The following is a 19,246-nucleotide window of genomic DNA, read 5'->3' as shown; positions in this document are numbered from 1 at the left end:
CTTGTGTTTTATTGCCGGCTGTTTACGGTGCCACGCTGGTGACGCTGGCTTTTTTGAGCCGGCCCAGAATCCAGTTGCCACTTCCGGTGTTGGCCGGCCAGTATTCATTGACCGTAGTCTTGCCCGCGCCTGCGCTGTTGCTCACGCTGATCTGCGTCGGGTCGCCGTATTGCGGGCTCTGGCCGTACTGGTAGCTATTGGTGACCGTGGGGTATGCGCTGCCGCCCAAATCCCAGCTTTCTTCGACGCTCTGGCTGGGATAGACAAAAGTCGTGCCTGTGGCCGAGCCCGTCCCTTGCGCATAGGTATTGGTCGTGCGCTTGAGCACACCTGCGTTGCCGGAGCCCGCCAGGCGGGTTTCACTCTTGAACACACTTCCGGTGAAAGGCCAGTTCTGGTTGAACTCGGTGTAGCTTTCGATGTTGTTCGCCAGGTTCTTGGACTTCATCCAGCGGAAGCCCAGCATGCCGCGGCCTGTGCCCTGCTCTGCTTTGAGGCCGCCGTAGTTGTACTGCGTGGTGACTGTGCCGCCGACACCATTGCTGCTGGCGACTGTGCTCACCACGTATTGCGCATATTGCAGGTCCAGCTTCGGGTACGCCGCGGCGTTCGGCGTGACGTCTTTGGTGTAAACCGCCGGGTTGCCGACCAGGGAGCTCAGGGCCACCGTGGTCACCTGGCCGTTTTTGGTGATGGTCTCAAGCCTGTCATTGGTGTTGGGCAAGGAGGCAGTGCAGTAATAGGCGTCGATGGCGCGGCCGCAAACATCCACCCCACCATCGCCGTTGATGTCGGCATACCGCAGCGTGCTGTAGTACTCCGGATAACCCCAGCCGTTGTTATTGCCATAGTTGGTCGACCACTGGATCAGGCCGCCAAAACCGCTGTTGCCGGTATTGAGCCCGCAGTACAAACCATCGTACTGGCGAGAGCAGAGATCAGGCAGGCCGTCGCCATTGATGTCGACAAAACGAATGGTGGAGTAGTACTGGGGAAGGTTGAAGCCGCCGGCATCGGAAAGGCTGGTCGACCAGGCCGTCATGCCACTGAACCCGGTGCCGCTGCCGGTGTTGATGGAACAGCCAATCCCATCGCCGCTACGGACACACATGTCCGCCAGCCCGTCGCCGTTCAAATCCGGGAACTGGATGGTGCTGTAGTACTGCGGCACATTGAAGCCATTGGCGTCACTGGGGATCAATGACCACATCGAACCAGCCGCAAAGCCGGCCCCGGTACCCAGATTAATGGCGCAAAACAAGCCGTCTCCGCCACGGCCGCAAACATCCGGCAAGCCGTCACCATTCAAATCCATGTACTGGATGGTGGTGTAGTACTGCTCCAGGCCCCAGCCGGTGTCGTCTCCGTACCGTGCGGACCAACGCGTTACCGTGCCAAACCCGGTTCCATTGCCAAGGTTCAGGGCGCAATACAGGCCGTCCCCAGCCCGGCCGCAAATATCCGGCAGGCCATCGCCATTCAGGTCCAGATACTGGATGGTGCTGTAGAACTTGGCGGGGAGCCAGCCCCAGCTGTCGCTATAGCCGATAGTCCAGCGCGTCAAAGAGGAAAAGGTGGTCCCGTTGTTAAGGCCGCAATAAATGCCGTCGATCAGCCTCACGCAAATGTCGGGAAAACCGTCACCGTTCACGTCGGGGTAACGAATGGTGCTGTAGTACTGGGGCTGGTCCAGGCCGCCGGCGTCGGAGAAACTGGTCGACCAGCGCGTCAAGCCGCCGAAGCCGGCGCCGCTTCCGAGGTTGAGCCCGCAATAAATACCATCGTAATTGCGGGAACACAGGTCCGCGAGGCCGTCATTGTTGACATCAACCAATTGCAGGGTGTTGTAGTACTGCGGCAGGTTGAAGTTTTCCGCATCGCCGAAACGCGTGTGCCATTTGACCAGCGGCTGAAGCGAGGTGCTGGTGATGGCCTTGTACGCAAACACGCTTTGGGGCAGGCAGTTGCCGCCCGGCGCGCATTCCGTGACAGTCAGTAGCCTGGAACGGCTGGTGGCGGGACTTGGGCTGTAGGCCAGCGAATAGGTTTTTGTGAGGGTGCTGCCGTTGAACAGCTGAACACTGCTGATGCGCCTGTCCTGCTGGATGAGGCTGCCGCCCTGGTAGACCTTGGTCTTGTCGGTCCGGGTGGTGTCGTACTGGATGCTGACGGACAGGCTGTTGGCCAAGCCCGCCGCCGTGTTGCCGCCGTAGCCGATGTTGAGCGGTGCATACACGCTGCTATCGGCGCTCTTGTAATAGCCGAAGGTCATGACGTTGGTCTTGACGTCGCTGATCTTGCTGATCGCCCAGACCCTGACTGTGGTCTTGCCCTGCGCTTCAATCCGTGAGTCGGCCGTGTTGCCGTACTCCATGGTCAGGCCGGCCTTGGTCTGCACCGTGAAGAAGGCCACGCCGTTGCCGGCCGTGCCCGAGGCAACGATCTTGCTGAAGCTGTCGAGCTCGGTGCGGTATTCGCTGCCGGCAACGCCATACGTGCCGCTGACCAGGATCAGCCGCTGGCCGTCCATGCAATAGCGGTCGTTCATGTCGAAGTTGACGCCGCCCCTGAAGTTGTCAATCGCCATGGTGCGTGGGCAGCGGCCTATGCTGCTGAGCCCGCCCAGGATCCAGCCCATGCCCAGCAAACCATTGCCACCCTGGCTGTTGTAGGCCAGCTCGAGTTTGGGTTCCATGCCGGCGACGCCAGGCGGGACCTGGATGGGAATGCGGTAGGTGGCGGCGCCCGACTCGTTGACCGAGAACTGGCCGGGCGTGATGCCCGCAACCGTGGTGGTCTGGGCCTGGGCCAAGCCAAGCCCGGCGCCCAACAGCCACAGAGCCGCGCAACGCAAGACCTTGCTGTGTTTAGCGTGCATTCCCATCCCTCGTTTTGATTCTTGCTTTTAGCTTTTTCAGCTTTTTTACTGACGTCGACTGTAGCCGATCAAGGCTACGGCGTCACACTCGTCACTGACGCTTTTTTGAGCCGTCCCAAAATCCAGTTGCCGCTGCCGGTGTTGGCCGGCCAGTATTCGTTGACGGTGGTCTTGCCCGCGCCTGCGCTGTTGCTCACGCTGATCTGCGTCGGGTCGCCGTATTGCAGCGTCTGGCCGTACTGGTAGGCATTGGTGACCGTCGGGTACTGGCTGCCACCCAGGTCCCAGCTTTCTTCAACGCTCTGGCTGGGGTAAACAAAGGTCGCACCTGTGGCCGAGCCGGCTCCCTGTGCATAGGTGTTGGTCGTGCGTTTAAGCACGCCTGCGTTGCCGGAGCCGGCCAGGCGCGTCTCGCTCTTGAGCACACTTCCGGTGAAGGGCCAGTTCTGGTTGAACTCGGTGTAGCTCTCGATGTTGTTCGCCAGGTTCTTGGATGTCATCCACCGGAAGCCCAGCATGCCTCGGCCTGTGCCAAGTTCGGCTTTGAGGCCGCCGTAGTTGTACTGTGTGGTGGTCGTGCCGCCTATGCCGTTGCTGCTGGCGACTGTGCTGACCACGTATAGCGGAAACATCAGGTCGACTTTGGGAAAGACTGCAGCGTTGGGAGAAATGTCTTTGGTATACACACCCGGCTTGGTGAGCGGGAGGTAGGCGATGGTGGTTTTTTTGCCCGTCTGGTCAACGGCCAGCAACTGGTCGTACATCGATGTCTGGGTGTTTGCCCAGAAATAAGCGTACACCCCGTTAGGGCCGGTATAAGTCGCGGTGATATCGGGAATGCCATCGGCATTGACATCCACAAACTCGCTTTGGTAGTTACCCACAGTGCCCCAATTGCCGTAGACATTGAGCGCTGAGGTCCAGGTCAGGAAGGTGCCATCGCCTTTGCCCATCCACGTGTAGGCGAACACCCCGTCAGGGCCGATCAGCACCGCGGTCAGATCGGCAATACCGTCGCCGTTCACGTCTGCAATCTGGCTCCGGTAATTGCCGATGACACCCCAGTTCCCGTTGACCGCCGCAGCACCCACCATGGGCAGAAAAGTCCCATCACCTTTTCCTATCCATGTATAGGCCCAAACGCCCACCGGACCAATTTGCACCGCCGTCAAGTCGGGAATACCGTCGCCATTGACGTCCACAAACTGGCTTCGGTAGTTGCCGATGTCGCCCCAGTTCCCGGAAATCGTCACCACACTGTTCATCGCCAGGAACGTGCCGTCTCCCTTGCCCAGCCATGTGTACGCATACACACCGTCAGGTCCGATCTGCACTGCGGTCAGATCGGGAATTCCATCACCATCGATATCGACGATCTGCTTCTGGTAACGGTTCACGGCGCCCCAATTGCCTGACACCAGCACGGAACTCGCCATTGGGAAAAAGGTGCCGTCGCCCTTGCCCAGCCAGGTGTAGCCATACACCCCGTCCGGGCCAATATAGACAGCGGTCAGATCGGCAAAACCGTCGCCGTTGACATCCACAAATTCCGACTTGTAGTTCCCTAGCGTGCCCCAGTTACCCTGAATGGCAACAACCTCAACCTTTGGGAAAAACGTACCATCGCCTTTGCCTAGCCAGGTGTAAGCCCAGACGCCTACCGGGCCAATTTGAACGGCGGTGATGTCGGGGATGCCATCTCCATTCACATCGACAATCTGAGCCTTATAACTGCCTATCGCACCCCAACTGTCTGGGATGGCAATCACGTTCGTCATGGACCCAAGCGTTCCGTCACCCTGCCTCAGCCATGTATAGGCCCAAACCCCGTCGGGTCCGATCCGCACCGTGGCCAGGTCGGCAAGACCGTCTCCATTAAGGTCCGCATGCAGCTTTTGATAATCGCCCACATTGCCCCAGGTTCCCGGAACGACCACACCGGTTTGCTGGCTTGAAAAAGTTCCAGGCGCTGCGGAGGAGTCCGCCCATGTCAGCCGTATCGCGTCCAGGCACCCGGAAGCCGCGGAGCACTCTTTCAGGGAATCGATATGGGACTTGTGGGTGGCAGCTCCGTAGGCGTACTCCAGCATATAGGTTTTGACCAGGCTGGTATTCGAATAGGTCTTGATGGCCGTCATCCGGCGATCCAGCTGGATCTGGCTGCCCTGCATATAGCTTTGGCTCTTGTCCAGCCTTGCCGTGTCGTACTCAAAAACCACCGAGAATTTCACCGGCGCCGCGGCGGCGGTATTGCCGCCATAGCTGATGCTGGTCAGCGCGTGGACACTGCTGTCCCCGCTCTCGTAGTAGCCGAAGGTCATGAAGTTGGTCTTGACGTCGGAGATCTTGTTGATCGCCCAGTTCCGGACACTGCTCTTGCCTTGTGCTTCCACCCGTGAATCAGCGGTGTTGCCGTATTCCATGGTCAGACCGGCCTTGGTCTGCACCGTGAAGGAGGCCACACCGTTGCCGGCGGTGCCCGACGCAACAATCTTGCTGAAACTGTCAAGCTCCGTGCGGTATTCGCTGCCGGCGGCGCCATAAGTGCCTGAGACCAGGATCAAACGCTGGCCGTCCATGCAGTAGCGGTCGTTCATGTCGAACTTGACGCCGCCCCTAACGCCGTCCTGCGCCATGGTCCTGGGGCAGCGGGTGATGGCGCTGAGCCCGCCCAAACTCCAGCCCATGCCGAGCAGGCCGTTGCCGCCCTGGCTGTTATAGGTCAGTTCAAGCTTGGGCTCCATGCCGGCAACGCCGGGCGGCACCTGGATGGGAATACGGTAATTGGCCGAGCCGCCTTCCGAAACACTCAATTGAGTTGGTGTGAAGCCGGCAACTGTGCTTGTCTGGGCATTGGCAACGCATGCTGATAGCAAGACTGCCATTTTCAGCACGGCAGGCATAAGCACACGTGCAAACGTGTTGCGCGCAGTTTTCAATTGGATTCCCTCCGCCGCAATATCGCGGACTTTTTTTGTTTTGACGCTGGATTATGCCCAGCTATCCGCGGCCGGCAAAGCGAGTTTGATCGCACATGGTCAATTGGCGACGGAATTTGCCGCTCAAGCGTCAAATTAAAGAAGGTGGCCTGACGATCACAGGCCGCAGGGCTGAATTTTCTCCTCTATTTGGAGGAAGAAAGATTCCAATAAGTGGCCACTGAGGGCGAAACTGAACCCTTGCCGTCTGTGTTCACACAGGTATGCCGTGCGGGCAGCCATAATGCCAGTTCGATAAGTTAACTGCCCGCCAGACTCAGACTTTCGCAGCCTTCGCGATGGTGACGGACTTGATCCATTCACGAACCTTGCGGTGATGGCGCTCGAATGCGAAGTACATGGCAATAGCCACAAGGTTGGCCACCACAAAAACAGTGAGCACTTTGACCCAACCATTCAAACCATGCAAGGCCTCCAGAACGGTAAGGTGCGTCAGGTACAAAGTAAACGAATAGCTCGCCAGGCCGGCGCTGACGCGATGCACCCACTCCGGCAGGGTCCATCCTTCCACGGCTTTGAAGCCGCTGAACAGGGCGGCAGCCATCAGCAAGCCAAGACGCAAGTCATAAAACTGGCTCAATCCGGGTGTCTGGCCGGTCGCGAGGCGGTACCTTTGCAGGCAGAGCACGGAAAAGAACACAGCCAGGGAAAACCACCAGCCCTTGGGAAGGCGCGGCAACATCACGGCGGCGATAGCGCCCGCACCCCAGAAAAGCGCCAGAACACCCCCAACAGCCTGCAAGGAGGTGTCATAAACCCCAATGACAATGAGAGGCAAAGACCAGATCGGCAATTTGCGCATAAAGAACAGTGCGCCGAAGCCCATGTAAAACCACCATTCCATTCCAACGCTCCACAAGGGCTGGCCGGTCCCCAGGCGCTCAAACGGCTTGAGGCCGATCGCATGAAGCGGATAGTCCTGCAGCATGAAAAGGTTGGCGAAAAAAGTGCGGGCATCCATGGGGCCGCCCAGGCCCAGGACGAGGCCCACTACCAGAATGAAGCACAGGCAAGGTGCGTAGGCCGTGAAAATCCGTGAAAACCTGTCGATGAAGTACTCGGTGAAACTGTCCTTCTTCATCGCCGTGGTGGTGATCAGGAACCCAGACAGGAAAAAAAACAGCACCACTCCCAGGTCTTGAATGGTCACCTTGAGTTCATGCCCGGACACGCTGGTGACATGCCCAATCAGGACCAACTGCGCCGCCAAACCACGGATAAGGTCAAGAAAGGTGACTTGCGATTTGGTCATGGATTGCCGGATTTTTTGGGAAGCCACACTTTACTACGGTGAACGGTAAAGCCCGCCGCACCGCCGGTGGAGCCGGGAAATCCGGTAGCCGAGAGCTACCAGTACGCCGCGCTGCGTCAAAGCCTTGGCGAAATGATCGCCATGCGTTAAAAAAACCTAATCGTGGCGCCCTCACCTGCCTTCGACCTCAGCATTCCCGAATGTCTGTTCCGCGCGTGCCGTCTTGCATGGGCTTAGACGCCTGCTCCATCCCCTTTTCTGTTTATGTTCGCAACAACCTGTATTGGAATTTCCGCACCAAGCTGAAGATGCTGCTTGGTGTAGCGTCCTCTCCGAAGCGGGCGATAGAGAACTCGGAGCGATTGAAACAGAACGGTCCGTTGACGGCGGCGCAACTCAAAGAACAATCCGCTGCGCAGGTCAAAAAAGTCGGGAAATCTGCTGTGGCCCGGGCAAAAGCTATTACCGAGTCTTCCCTGTCTGCGCCTCAGGTTGAACTGCCAATGCAGAACAAGGGTGCCATCCTGCTGGAACGCGCTCTGAGGCAGAACCCCGACGTTAAACACGTGGCCAATATCGGTGCCCGGGTTGACCTCGTTTCGGCTTTCCTGGCGCCGAAATTTCCCCAGGTTCAATTCACCTCGGTTGATCTTCAACTCAATGTCGCGGAACACAATACAGCGCTGCCGCAAGCACCCAACTGGGACTTCCTGGGAGGCTACGCCTTGCACCTGATGGATGAAGGCAAGCTGAAGGCTGATCTGGTGTTCATGACGTCTACCAACGTTCTGTTCAACAACATGGAGCTGGAGGCTTATCTCGCGGCCTTTGCAAAACAGGTGAAGGTGGTTGTGCTGAATGAGCCGTGGTGGCCAAACCTGCTGTCGATTGGTTTGACGATTCTGCGGCCGGAAGATGTTCAGGTTGACAACCCTGTCTGCTCCGGAGCGCACGGGAACTACCACCACCACACCTGGCCAAGCTTGAGAAATACGGCTACGAGATCGTCTCTTCCGAGATTCTGCCGGCGGCCGAAATGGGGTCTTTCTGCCTTCAGGTGGTGGGGCGACGCAAGCAGCCTTAAATCGCTGCACTCAAAAGATTGGTTTTTGCCCGACGCGGCGGCTAGGCCGAAGAAGTCCAATACGCAGCTATACCAAAGCCCTGGTGAAGTGATCACAGCGCGTCAAAAAATCGCAGCAAGCCTGTCTCTTATCGATCACGATCAATAAACTTACAGAGCGTCTTTTAGCGGTCGATAAGTAGCTCGTCAAGCCGTGGATATACCGTTTTTGCCAAAAATGCGCACGCGTCTGCGGCCAAGCAGAACTGGGCATAGGAACTCCTAGCAAACCCTCGTACAGCACCAAATCCTGGAACAATGTCATCAGGAGAAAAAGTCGCTACCGCCCCCGAAGACAGAGCGCTCGGCAATACAGCCTTCTGGGGCAGCGTAATTGCAAATTGAACAGACAACATTCCGCCGTCTACACCATCGCGCGAATCGTCCACAAACAGAAATGCCCATCGACCATTCGACGTAGTTTTTCGAAAAACAAGCCCAGACTTCCGATGTGAATCTAGTTTGAATCCCGCCGGCTCGAGAAGAGTCAAATAGCGCTCGATCAGCAGCTCATATCTGGCCTTGGCACTCAGTGCTTCGAATCCAGATTTCTCAACAAGAGACATTTTTGCGACCGACTCCCGTCGAGCCTGTTTAACTTGATCATTGACCTGTATCGCCAAAGGATCGGTGGGCATCATTTCGACGTATTGCTTAACCGTTGGCTCGATTTGTGGCGAGATGATTGGTCCGAGGGAAATGAGCTTGCCGGCAGCGACATCCGCACGCAATGCTGCCAATAAATCTGATCGATAGGCGGCAATCTGGGGCAGCTTACCGCTGAGGATATCCATCGGACCAACAAGTCCAGCTAACCGCTCTTTCGCATACTCGGTCCAGTAAGAGCGAAGCTGCAGGCGACGCTCTTCCGTGCCCGCCAGCGCTTCTTGCGCTTGCATCACCATGGAGGCTGGAGTGCCATAACCAGCCCGTTCAAGGTCGTCATGGATATCCGCCCATTGCTCGCCCAATCGATATAGCTTGTGTGATAACGCTTTTGCATCATCAATAGTAATCAATGAATCCATACTCTCAATTCATCCGATAGACACTAATCGCCAGGCTGTCGCCGTCTAGGTGGGAACGGCCCCATTAAAAATCGGTTCGCTTGATCCTGTGCTGCCCGCTGGAGTGCTTGCTCCATCGGACTGCGATCCAATGCGTTGTAGACCACAAGACCGCTGGCCGCATGCTTGAATTCATATCTGTTCATTTCCCCCTGAAGCGTAATGCTCGATTGATTTCCGAACAGAGGTGCACCGATCCCGGCTGAATACTCACCATTCATGGTATATCGAGTAATCTGCTCCGCACCACTCACATACCCATAAATCGAATTTGGCTTCACGTCCCAAACCATCTTCAAGTTTTCCGAAAAAATGTCCGGCATACCCCAGAAAAAATTGTCGTTACTGTCATACCAACGATTGAATCCAAGCCCTAAGCGGTCAGCCGTTCCATTTGCAATTAAATGATTCCTGAAAGTTCTTTCTGCATCTCGCCCTTGAGCAAAACATTCGTGCGCAATACAGTTGAAGAGATACCCGAAGCCAGCAGTAATCGCGCCATTCTCAAACTTCCCCCCTGCAATCACAGAGCCAACCCCACCGGCAACCGCTGCAGCAGCTCCTTGTGCAATACCAGCGCCCCAGCTTCTGGTCTCGTTGGTCACATATTTACCTAGTAAGGCACTGGCAGCACCGGCTCCGCAACTACCCCCACCTGCAGCCGCACTAACACACCCTGCAGCCGCATGAGCAGCATAGCGAGAAAAAGAACTTGCTCTTTCAATTTCAGTTGCGCCCGTCCCTACGGTTCCTGCCCAACTGAACAGTGCGCCAGTCAATGCTCCTTGTACCGCACCATTTACGGTCCCTGTAGAAATGGCCCCCACCAAGAAACCCGTGGCAGCTGCGTTGACAAGATTTGCCGTAGCAACTGTTGCGCCCGTGAATCCGTAGGTCGCGAAGAACTGAGGCGCATACACCGCAACGACCACAGCTACCACAACCTTAAAGATACTCTTGAAGCTCCAGTACCCGCTCGGATCGATATTGGCCAGTGGATTGTTCATCACGTAGGCGTAGCGGTTGTAGCTCTGCGCAAACGCCGGGTCCTGAATGAAGGGATCGGCACTCATGAACCTGCCGATGAGCGGGTCATAGATCCGCCCATTCATGTGAATCACCCCCATCTCATCGAGGTGCTCATGCATGGTGTAGCCGCGGTCGGTGTTATACCCAACGATGGAGTCCAACACGTCCGGCGTTCCGTTCACAAACCGCCGCTTGCCCCAGGCATCAAAGGCCATGCGCTCGACGACCGCTCCGGTCTCGTCGCTGATTGCCACGATGCTGCCCAGATGATCGCCGTGGAAGTAGCTGGTGGCAGTGGCTGGAGTTGAACCCAGCGTTCCCGTCCTGCTCACAAACAGCGCAAACACCACCCCACCCGCGCTCACATAGTGCTTGTTTTCGGTGATGCCCGTTCCCTTGATCTCTTTCTCATAGCTCAGGCCCAGGCTGTCTTCGCCGTTTAAATACCAGGTCGTCCCCGGATTCGGTCCGCCCACCACCGTCTGCTTGATGCGCTGGTGCTCGGGGCCGTAGACGAAGCCCAGATTCCGGTCCACCGGGCCGGCCGTGCTGCCCGACATATTGCCGAAGGTGATCGTCGCGGGCATGTTGAAGCTGGTGTAGGTCTCACCGCGGTAGGTATGGCGGCTGTTCACCGCATCCAGGCTGACTGTGTATTCGAGGTTGCCATTGCCCAGTGTGGTTCCGTTGACGGTTTGTGCACCGCTCTTGTAATCGTCAAACGCATAAGTCAGCTGACGCGTGCCGGTAAACGCAATCTGCGCGCCAGGAGCGGTTTCCAGCGTGATGTTGGTCATGCGGTTGGGCCGCGCGCCGTCATACCAGTAGCGACCCACATCGCTCTTGTAAGTGATATTGCCGCGCGCGTCGTACATGACCTCGGTGGTCGTCGGTGGGCTGACTGCGCCCCCCAGCAAGGTGTTGAGCGTCAGGCGGTTCAGACTGTCGTAGCTGAAGCTCTCCTGGGTGCCGACGCCGGGCGAGTTGTCGGCGCGGGTGCTCAGGTTGCCCAGGGAGTCATAGGTATAACTCTGGTTCAGCACATTGCCGGTGGCCTGCCCTGCTTTTGTTGCAGTCTGTCCGGTGAGCCGGCCGTTGGCCTCGTTGTAGGCCTTGACCGTGGTGATCTGGTTGCCCTGTTTGTACTGGGTGATATGGCCCTGGGCGTCCATGGCCAGCACTTCATAGCTCACGGTCTGGGTAAAGCCGCCTGTGCCGCCGCCATTGACCTGTTTGAGGTAGCCGGTGGCGCTGTACACATAGCTGGCTTGGTAGCCCGTGGGCCAGGTCTTGCTGACCATGCGGCCGGTGACGGCGTCGTAGGCAACGCTGACGACCGCTGGCGTTGCTGGGTTGTCCAGTACGGTGGACGTACTGCTGGGCCGGCCCAACGCGTCATAGGTATGCACGCGTTTGTAGCCGTTGTCGGCCTTGGCTTCGCACAGCTTGCCGACACCCTTGCCGCAGGCACTGCCATCAAATTTGGTGTCGTAGCTCCACTGGCTCACCAGGTCGGGCTCGGTGCGCTGCGTCATGCGACCCAGGCTGTCGTAAGCCATGGTGACGCTTTGGCCCAGGCTGTCGCGCTGCCAGACAAGCTCGCCAAAGACGTTGTAGCGGTACTCCCAGGCGCCCATGGCGGGGTCGGCCATGCTGGTCTTCTGGCCGCGCTGGTTGTAGGCTAAGGTGGTGATGGAGCCGGCTGCGTTGGTTTGCAGCAACTGACCCAAGGCGTCGTAGGTGTACACCACGGTGTTGCCCTGGGTGTCGGCAACCTGGGCGACCTGGCTCTGGGCGTTCTTGGTGGTGGTCTTGGTCTGGCCTTTGCTGTTGGTAGTGACCGTGGTCAGGCCGCTATAGCTAAAGGTGGTGACAGCAACGCCGCCAACCGCATCAGGGTCAGGCGACTCTTCCCGGGTGACGCGGCCCAACACGTCATAACTATAGCTGGCCCAGTAGGCGGTGCCGCCCGTGAGTTTGTAGAGGTTGGACTTGCGGGAAACGCGCCCCAGGGCGTCGTATTCGGTGTCTTGCACCAGGGTAAGTGCTGCCCCGGCGCCGTCAAAGCCGGCGGTCTGGCTGCGCACGACTCGGTTCAGAGTGTCGTAGTAGGAACGCTTCTCGGGGGCGCTCACAGCCGCATTGGCCGCGTAGCTTTGTTCGATGGCAACCCAGACAATGGTGGCGCCACCTATCGGTCCAGGGCAGCTGATGCCGGCGTCGGTGCACAGCTTGTAGGACCAGCTGGTGTAGGTACCGTCGGAGCGGGTTTCTTTGCTCTTTCGGCCGAAGCCGTCGTATTCCCACTGGGTCGCCAAGCTATTGGGGCCGGTCAGACTTGTTGGCGCACCAAAGCGGGCGTCGTAGGCCTTGGTCTCGCTTTGGCCGAGGACGTTGCTAGTGCTGAGCGGGAAGCGGCCGTCGGTACTGAAGTTGCTGCTGGCGGTGCGCGGCGTGGTGGCGCTGGAGATTGCGTAGCCCGTCGCGCCTGCGCAGGCAGACATGGTGACGCCTGTCTTGTTGCCAAAGGTGTCGTAGATATAACTTGTCTGCAGGCAATCGTTCGGGCTGTCGGGCTCGACCACTTCTTTGCTGAGCAGGCCGCTCGCGTCGTACTCAAAGCTGCTGGCTCGCACCTTGGTGTCGGCCCAGGCGATCTGCCCCCAGCCGAGGACGGCCAGTAATGCGATGGCTGCAAAGCGTTTGTGGATGTGGTGTTTCATATTCCCTGCCCTCTTGATTGCTTGTGCTTCTTGCTGCTTGCTTGTGTTTTGTTGACGGCTGCTTACGGCGCCACGCTGGTGACGCTGGCTTTCTTGAGTCGGCCCAGAACCCAGTTACCGCTTCCGGTGTTGGCCGGCCAGTATTCGTTGACGGTGGTCTTGCCCGCGCCCGCACTGTTGCTCACGCTGATCTGCGTGGGGTCGCCATACTGCGGGCTCTGGCCGTATTGGTAGGCATTGGTGACCGTGGGGTAAGCGCTGCCGACCAAGTCCCAGCTTTCTTCAACGCTCTGGCTCGGATAGATGAAGGTAGCGCCCGTGGCCGAGCCCGTTCCTTGCGCGTAGCTGTTGGTGGTTCGTTTGAGCACGCCCGCATTGCCGGAGCCGGCCAGGCGTGTCTCGCTCTTGAACACGCTTCCGGTGAACGGCCAGTTCTGGTTGAACTCGGTGTAGCTTTCGATGTTGTTGGCCAGGTTCTTCGACTTCATCCATCGGAAACCCAGCATGCCCCGGCCCGTGCCGAGCTCGGCTTTGAGGCCGCCGTAGTTGTATTGCGTGGTGACCGTGCCGCCGACACCGTTGCTGCTCGCGACCGTGCTCACCACGTACTGCGCGTACTGCAGGTCCAGCTTGGGATAGGCCGCGACGTTGGGAGCGATGTCTTTGGTGTAAACGGCGTTGTTCGTGAGCAGGCCATAAGTCCAGGAGACATTCTTGCCCATGCCATCGGTGACACCGGTCAAGACGCCAGCCGCTGCGGTGGAAGGCATCTTGGTTCTCACGGTCAGTCCGACACCCGGGCCGCCATTGAGCCAGTAGATCAGGTCGGTCTTGCCATCACCGTTGACGTCGCCCGTCGAAATGCCATAACCGCCCACGCCGTCACCCATGACTTGCTGGTAGCCGGTGAAAGTGCCGTCGCCGTTGGATATCTTGCTTCTCACGGTGAGGCCTGTACCTGGGCCTGCATCGAACCAGTAAATCAGGTCGGTCTTGCCGTCGCCGTTGACGTCGGCCGCCGTGATGCCGAAGGTCTCCATCACCGTATCGCCCAATTGCTGCGAGTAACCCGTAAAAGTGCCGTCGCCGTTTGACATTTTGACGCGCACGTTCAGGCCAATGCCCGGGCCGCCATTGAGCCAGTAGATCAGGTCGGTCTTGCCGTCGCCATTGACGTCGCCCGTGGTGATGCCATAGATGCCGCCCACGCCGTCGCCCAGCAACTGCTGATAGCCGGTAAACGTGCCGTCGCCATTGGACATCTTGGTCCTCACCGCCAAGCCGTAGCCCGGACCCGCATCGAACCAGTAAATCAGGTCGGTCTTGCCATCGCCGTTGACGTCACCCGTGGTGATGCCATAGGTGCCACCCACGCCATCGCCGAGCTGCTGCTGGTAGCCGGTAAAGGTGCCGTCGCCATTGGATATCTTGGTCCTCACCGTCAAGCCGTAGCCCGGGCCGGCATCAAACCAGTAAATCAGGTCAGTCCTGCCGTCGCCATTGACGTCGCCTGTGGTGATGCCGAAAGTGCCGCCCACGCCGTCACCCATCACCTGTTCATAGGCGGTAAAGGTGCCGTCGCCATTGGACATCTTGGTCCGCACGGTCAGACCCACACCAGGGCCACCGTGGAACCAGTAAATCACGTCGGTCTTGCCGTCGCCGTTGACGTCACCGTTCAAGACGCCGTAGGTGTCAAAAACCGTATCGCCCAGCTGCTGGACATGGCCGGTGAAGGTCCCGTCGCCGTTGGACATCTTGGTCCTGATGCTCAGGCCAATCCCGGGCCCGCCGTTGATCCAATAGAGCAAATCGGTTTTGCCGTCGCCATTGACGTCGCCGGACATAAGGCCTCGGGCATCGCCGATCCCGTCGCCAAGGGCCTGGGAGTAGGCGCCGAAAACCGGCGCCTGGAAATTGCCATTCTGGAGTGCCAGCGGCGGCAGGCATTGGGCCGCGGTGCATTCCGACACGGAGGCGAGCATGCTTCTTTGAGGCGCCTCCGCCTGTGGCGCGTAAGCCAGGCGATAGTCCTTGACCAGTGACGCCCCGTTGAACGTCTTCAGGTTGGTCACCCGCTTGTTCACTTTGACCACCGAGCCGGCCTGGTAGCCAGTTTCCACGTCCAGCCGGGGCTCATAGCTCAGTTGCACGGACTGGCTGACAGCCAGGCCCGCAGCCGTGTTGCCGCCGTAGTCGATGCGGTCCAGCGTGTAATTGCCAATGACATTTTCTTCGCTGTAGCTGAAGGTCATGAAATTGGTTTTGACGTCGCTGATCTTGCTGATCGCCCAGACCCTGACCGTGGTCTTGCCCTGGGCTTCAATGCGCGAGTCGGCCGTGTTGCCGTACTCCATGGTCAGGCCGGCCTTGGTCTGCACTGTGAAGGAGGCCACGCCATTGCCGGCGGTCCCCGAGGCGGTGATCTTGCTGAAGCTGTCGAGTTCGGTGCGGTATTCGCTGCCGGCTGCGCCGTACGCACCGCTGACCAGGATCAGGCGCTGGCCGTCCATGCAGTAGCGGTCGTTCATGTCGTAGTTGACGCTGCCCCGGACATTGTCCCGGGCCGGGGTCCTGCCGCAGCGGCTGATAGCGCTCAAGCCGCCGAGGCTCCAGCCCATGCCCAGCAAGCCATTGCCGCCCTGGCTGTTGTAGCCGAGTTCAAGTTTGGGCTCCATGCCGGCGACGCCCGGGGGAAGCTGAAGGGGAATGCGGTAAGTGGCAGCGCCCGATTCATTGACCGAGAACTGGCCGGCGGTGGCACCCGCGACCGTTGCAGTCTGGGCCATCGCGGGCACACATGCCAAGCCGGACCAGCACAACGCTGCGGCCAACATTGCCTCGCAATATTTTCTTTGCATCCCTGCCCTCTTTTTGATTCTTGCTTTTAGCTTTTTCAGCTTTTGTCTGGCATCGACTGTAGCCGATCCAGGCTACGGCGTCACGCTCGTCACCGTGGCTTTTTTGAGCCGTCCGAGCACCCAGCTGCCGCTTGCGGTGTTGGCCGGCCAGTACTCGTTGGCGGTGGTCTTGCCCGCGCCCGCGCTGTTGCTCACGCTGATCTGCGTCGGGTCGCCATATTGCGGACCCTGGCCGTACTGGTAGGCATTGGTGACCGTGGGATATGGGCTGCCACCCAGGTCCCAGCTTTCTTCCATGCTCTGGCTGGGATAAACGAAAGTGGTACCTGGGGCCGAGCCTGTGCCCTGCGCATAGGTATTGGTCGTGCGTTTAAGAACACCGGCGTTACCGGAGCCCGCAAGCCTTGTCTCGCTCTTGGCGACGCTTCCGGTCAACGGCCAGTTCTGGTTGAACTCGGTGTAGCTCTCGATGTTGTTGGCCAGATTCTTCGACTTCATCCAGCGGAAGCCCAGCATGCCGCGGCCCGTGCCGACTTCGGCCTTGAGGCCGCCGTAGTTGTACTGGGTGGTGACCGTGCCGCCGATTCCATTGCTGCTGGCAACTGTGCTCACCACCTGCTGCGCGTACTGCATATCCAGCTTCGGATACGCCGACGCATTGGGGGGGACGTCTTTGGTGTAGAACGTGCTGTCGGCAAGAGATTTGTAGGTAAATATTGCCGTGTTTTCCGGGCCTCTGGAAACAGACAGAAGCAAAGAAGCTGGAAACCTGGAAAGAGATACATGCATGAGGGCCTCGCCTTCCATGGCCAGGATCAGATCATTTTTTCCGTCACCATTGACGTCGGCGAATTCGCGGGAATAGGCACTTAAAGTCCAGCCATTGCCGTTAATGTCAGTCGATATGGCCTGCTGCGCAAATGAACCGTCTGCCTGACCCAAAAACACATAGGTCAGCGCTTCGCTCGTCAAGATCATCACCAGGTCCGCCCTGCCATCTCCATTGATATCCACCAGATTGCGGGGATAAGCCAGCTCGGTCCATCCATTGCCGTTCACGTCGGTCGACACAGATTGAGCCAAAAACGACCCATCACCTTTGCCCAGGAAGACATGTGGCACTGCCTCATCCTTGTCAATCAGGACCAGGTCCGGCAAGCCGTCACCGTTGACGTCGGCGAATCGCCGGGGGTAAGCACTGGAAGTCCAGCCGCTGCCGTCAACGTCGGTCGATACGGCTTGTTGTGAAAAAGAGCCGTTGGCTTGACCCAGGAATACGTACACCTGCGCCTCGCTGTTGGCAGCCAGCACCAGGTCCGCGAACCCATCACCGTTTATATCCATCAGAAAGCGAGGGTAAGCCGACTCGGTCCATCCGCTGCCATTGACGTCGGTCGACACAGCCTGGGGCCAAAACGAGCCATCGCCCTTGCCCAGGAAAACATGCGGCACCGCCTCATCCTTGTCAATCAGGACGAGGTCCGGCAAGCCATCACCGTTGACGTCGGCGAATCGCCGGGGATAGGCGCTGGAAATCCAGCCGCTGCCGTCAACGTCGGTCGATATGGCTTGCTGCGAAAAAGAGCCGTTGGCTTGACCCAGAAATACATACACCTGCGCTTCGCTGTTCGCAGCCAGCACCAGGTCCGCCCGCCCATCACCATTCACATCCATCAGATAGCGCGGATAAGCTGACTCGGTCCATCCATTGCCATTGACGTCGGTGGACACAGGCTGGGGCAAAAAGGATCCATCGCCCTTACCCAGGAAAACATGCGGCACCGCCTCATCCTTGTCAATCAGGACAAGGTCGGGCAAGCCGTCACCATTGACATCGGCGAATCGCCGGGGATAGGCACTGGAGGTCCAGCCATTGCCGTTGATGTCGGTTGCAACAACTGCCGCGTCCACTCCACCGGTATCGGTCGTCCAACTGAAAAGTGTGGGCTGAATGCATGCGCCAGTACCGTCACATTCCTGTATGCCGGTCACGCGCGTCGAGCCTACCGCTGCCAGGTTGTCATAGGAAAGGGCGTAACTTTTAACCAGGCTCAGAGCGGCGTAGGTCTGAACTGAAGCCAGTCGAAGCGTGTTCCTGCTTTTGGAGCCACTCCGGTATCGAACCAGAACGTCCGGCCTGGCTTCATAGTTGAAACGCACCTGATTGATGGGGGTGGTGCCGCTGGTGGCATTGCCCGCATAGTCAACGCGTGCCAGGTAGTACTCTCCATTGGAGTTGTCCACGGTGTAGCTGAACGTCATGAAGTTGGTCTTGACGTCGAAGATCTTGCTAAGCGCCCAGGCCCGCACGCTGGGTTTCCCCTGCGCTTCAATCCGCGAGTCGGCCGTGTTGCCGTACTCCATGGTCAGGCCGGCCTTGGTCTGCACCGTGAAGGAGGCCACGCCATTGCCGGCCGTACCCGAGGCCACAATCTTGCTGAAGCTGTCGAGCTCGGTGCGGTATTCACTGCCGGCAACGCCGTAGGTGCCGCTAACCAGGATCAGCCGCTGGCCGTCCATGCAGTAGCGGTCGTTCATGTCGTAGTTGACGCCGCCCCTGACACCGTCAACGGCCATGGTGCGGGGACAGCGGCTGATGGCGCTGAGCCCACCAAGGCTCCAGCCCACGCCCAGCAAGCCGTTGCCGCCCTGGCTGTTGTAGCTGAGTTCGAGCTTGGGCTCCATGCCGGCGACGCCGGGTGGGACCTGGAGGGGGATCCGGTAAGTGGCGGCGCCCGACTCGTTGACCGAGAACTGGCCTGGCGTGGTGCCCGCGACCGTGGTGGTCTGGGCCTGGGCCCATCCAAGCCCGGCGCCCAGCAGACACAAAGCCGCGCAGCGCAATACCGTGCTGTGTTTAGCGTGCATCCCATCCCTCGTTTTCATTTTGCTTTTTAGCTTGCGTTGACTGTATCCGATCAAGGCTACGGCGTCACGAAAGTCAAATTAAAGAAATGGCCAGACACTCACAAGCAGCAAGCATCCTCCATTTAGAGGAGATGTACATAGCCGCGGCCGAAAATGAAATTCGGTAATCCTGCTCGTGGAGCCCTCACCGGCCAATGAGCTAGGCATTCCTGAATGCCTGTTCCGCGCGCGCCGTCTTGACTTGAGCCTTGACACCTGCTCACGGCCGAAAGCACCGATTGAAGCGCAAAGGCAGGAAACACTGGCCGCATTAAAACCGCTGGCGGCCTCCGCGCCCGATATTCGCGTCATTGATGCCTTTGAGGTCTTCTGTGGCAGGGTTCTGTGCAAGCCTTATGCGCCTGCGCGGCTTTAGCCTCGACGGAACGGCCGGGGTGCTGCACCTG

The 19,246-nt window shown here is 58.7% G+C and carries 9 protein-coding genes; 2 read left to right on the top strand and 7 right to left on the bottom strand.

Annotation, left to right across the window (positions count from 1 at the left end; translation table 11 throughout):
• Positions 1 to 22: 22 nt before the first annotated feature.
• From ACSQ27_RS04675 to ACSQ27_RS04665, 3 genes are all read right to left on the bottom strand, one after another.
• On the bottom strand, positions 23 to 2,878 hold the full coding sequence (locus ACSQ27_RS04675; RefSeq protein ID WP_436154298.1) for an FG-GAP-like repeat-containing protein: 2,856 nt from the start codon (positions 2,876 to 2,878) through the stop codon (positions 23 to 25).
• A 74-nt stretch (positions 2,879 to 2,952) separates the two neighbouring features.
• Complete coding sequence (locus tag ACSQ27_RS04670) at positions 2,953 to 5,817, bottom strand: FG-GAP-like repeat-containing protein (RefSeq protein WP_436154297.1); 2,865 nt, start codon at positions 5,815 to 5,817, stop codon at positions 2,953 to 2,955.
• A 316-nt stretch (positions 5,818 to 6,133) separates the two neighbouring features.
• Positions 6,134 to 7,129, bottom strand: a complete 996-nt coding sequence (locus ACSQ27_RS04665) for an acyltransferase family protein (RefSeq protein ID WP_436154296.1) — start codon at positions 7,127 to 7,129, stop codon at positions 6,134 to 6,136.
• Positions 7,130 to 7,329: 200 nt separating this feature from the next.
• Between ACSQ27_RS04665 and ACSQ27_RS04660 the strand changes: the two genes are divergently transcribed.
• Positions 7,330 to 8,361: a hypothetical protein gene (locus ACSQ27_RS04660; protein WP_436154295.1), complete on the top strand. Its 1,032-nt coding sequence runs from the start codon at positions 7,330 to 7,332 to the stop codon at positions 8,359 to 8,361.
• Positions 8,362 to 8,377: 16 nt separating this feature from the next.
• Here the strand turns inward: ACSQ27_RS04660 and ACSQ27_RS04655 are convergent, their stop codons facing one another.
• From ACSQ27_RS04655 to ACSQ27_RS04640, 4 genes are all read right to left on the bottom strand, one after another.
• The gene (locus ACSQ27_RS04655) at positions 8,378 to 9,280 is read right to left on the bottom strand and encodes a hypothetical protein (RefSeq protein WP_436154294.1); all 903 of its coding nucleotides are present in this window, start codon (positions 9,278 to 9,280) and stop codon (positions 8,378 to 8,380) included.
• A 23-nt stretch (positions 9,281 to 9,303) separates the two neighbouring features.
• Positions 9,304 to 13,071, bottom strand: a complete 3,768-nt coding sequence (locus ACSQ27_RS04650) for an RHS repeat domain-containing protein (protein ID WP_436154293.1) — start codon at positions 13,069 to 13,071, stop codon at positions 9,304 to 9,306.
• A gap of 62 nt (positions 13,072 to 13,133) precedes the next feature.
• On the bottom strand, positions 13,134 to 15,860 hold the full coding sequence (locus ACSQ27_RS04645; protein ID WP_436154292.1) for an FG-GAP-like repeat-containing protein: 2,727 nt from the start codon (positions 15,858 to 15,860) through the stop codon (positions 13,134 to 13,136).
• A 144-nt stretch (positions 15,861 to 16,004) separates the two neighbouring features.
• On the bottom strand, positions 16,005 to 18,800 hold the full coding sequence (locus ACSQ27_RS04640; protein WP_436154291.1) for an FG-GAP-like repeat-containing protein: 2,796 nt from the start codon (positions 18,798 to 18,800) through the stop codon (positions 16,005 to 16,007).
• A gap of 175 nt (positions 18,801 to 18,975) precedes the next feature.
• Here ACSQ27_RS04640 and ACSQ27_RS04635 point away from each other — a divergent pair, with 175 nt between their 5' ends.
• Complete coding sequence (locus ACSQ27_RS04635; RefSeq protein WP_436154290.1) at positions 18,976 to 19,215, top strand: SGNH hydrolase domain-containing protein; 240 nt, start codon at positions 18,976 to 18,978, stop codon at positions 19,213 to 19,215.
• The last annotated feature ends 31 nt before the right edge of the window (positions 19,216 to 19,246 follow it).

It is taken from the genome of Polaromonas sp. LjRoot131 (assembly GCF_964252805.1).
GTDB lineage: Bacteria > Pseudomonadota > Gammaproteobacteria > Burkholderiales > Burkholderiaceae_C > Polaromonas.
The sequence above is the reverse complement of the archived record's forward strand: the minus strand, read 5'-3'. Positions and strand labels throughout refer to the sequence as shown.

What these genes read in the sequence shown, in the direction of transcription:
- ACSQ27_RS04675 (WP_436154298.1), bottom strand. Translation starts at nt 2,878, where the DNA reads ATGCACGCTAAACACAGCAAGGTCTTGCGTTGCGCGGCTCTGTGGCTG.
- ACSQ27_RS04665 (WP_436154296.1), bottom strand. Translation starts at nt 7,129, where the DNA reads ATGACCAAATCGCAAGTCACCTTTCTTGACCTTATCCGTGGTTTGGCG.
- ACSQ27_RS04660 (WP_436154295.1), top strand. Translation starts at nt 7,330, where the DNA reads ATGTCTGTTCCGCGCGTGCCGTCTTGCATGGGCTTAGACGCCTGCTCC.
- ACSQ27_RS04655 (WP_436154294.1), bottom strand. Translation starts at nt 9,280, where the DNA reads ATGGATTCATTGATTACTATTGATGATGCAAAAGCGTTATCACACAAG.
- ACSQ27_RS04650 (WP_436154293.1), bottom strand. Translation starts at nt 13,071, where the DNA reads ATGAAACACCACATCCACAAACGCTTTGCAGCCATCGCATTACTGGCC.
- ACSQ27_RS04645 (WP_436154292.1), bottom strand. Translation starts at nt 15,860, where the DNA reads ATGGCCCAGACTGCAACGGTCGCGGGTGCCACCGCCGGCCAGTTCTCG.
- ACSQ27_RS04640 (WP_436154291.1), bottom strand. Translation starts at nt 18,800, where the DNA reads ATGCACGCTAAACACAGCACGGTATTGCGCTGCGCGGCTTTGTGTCTG.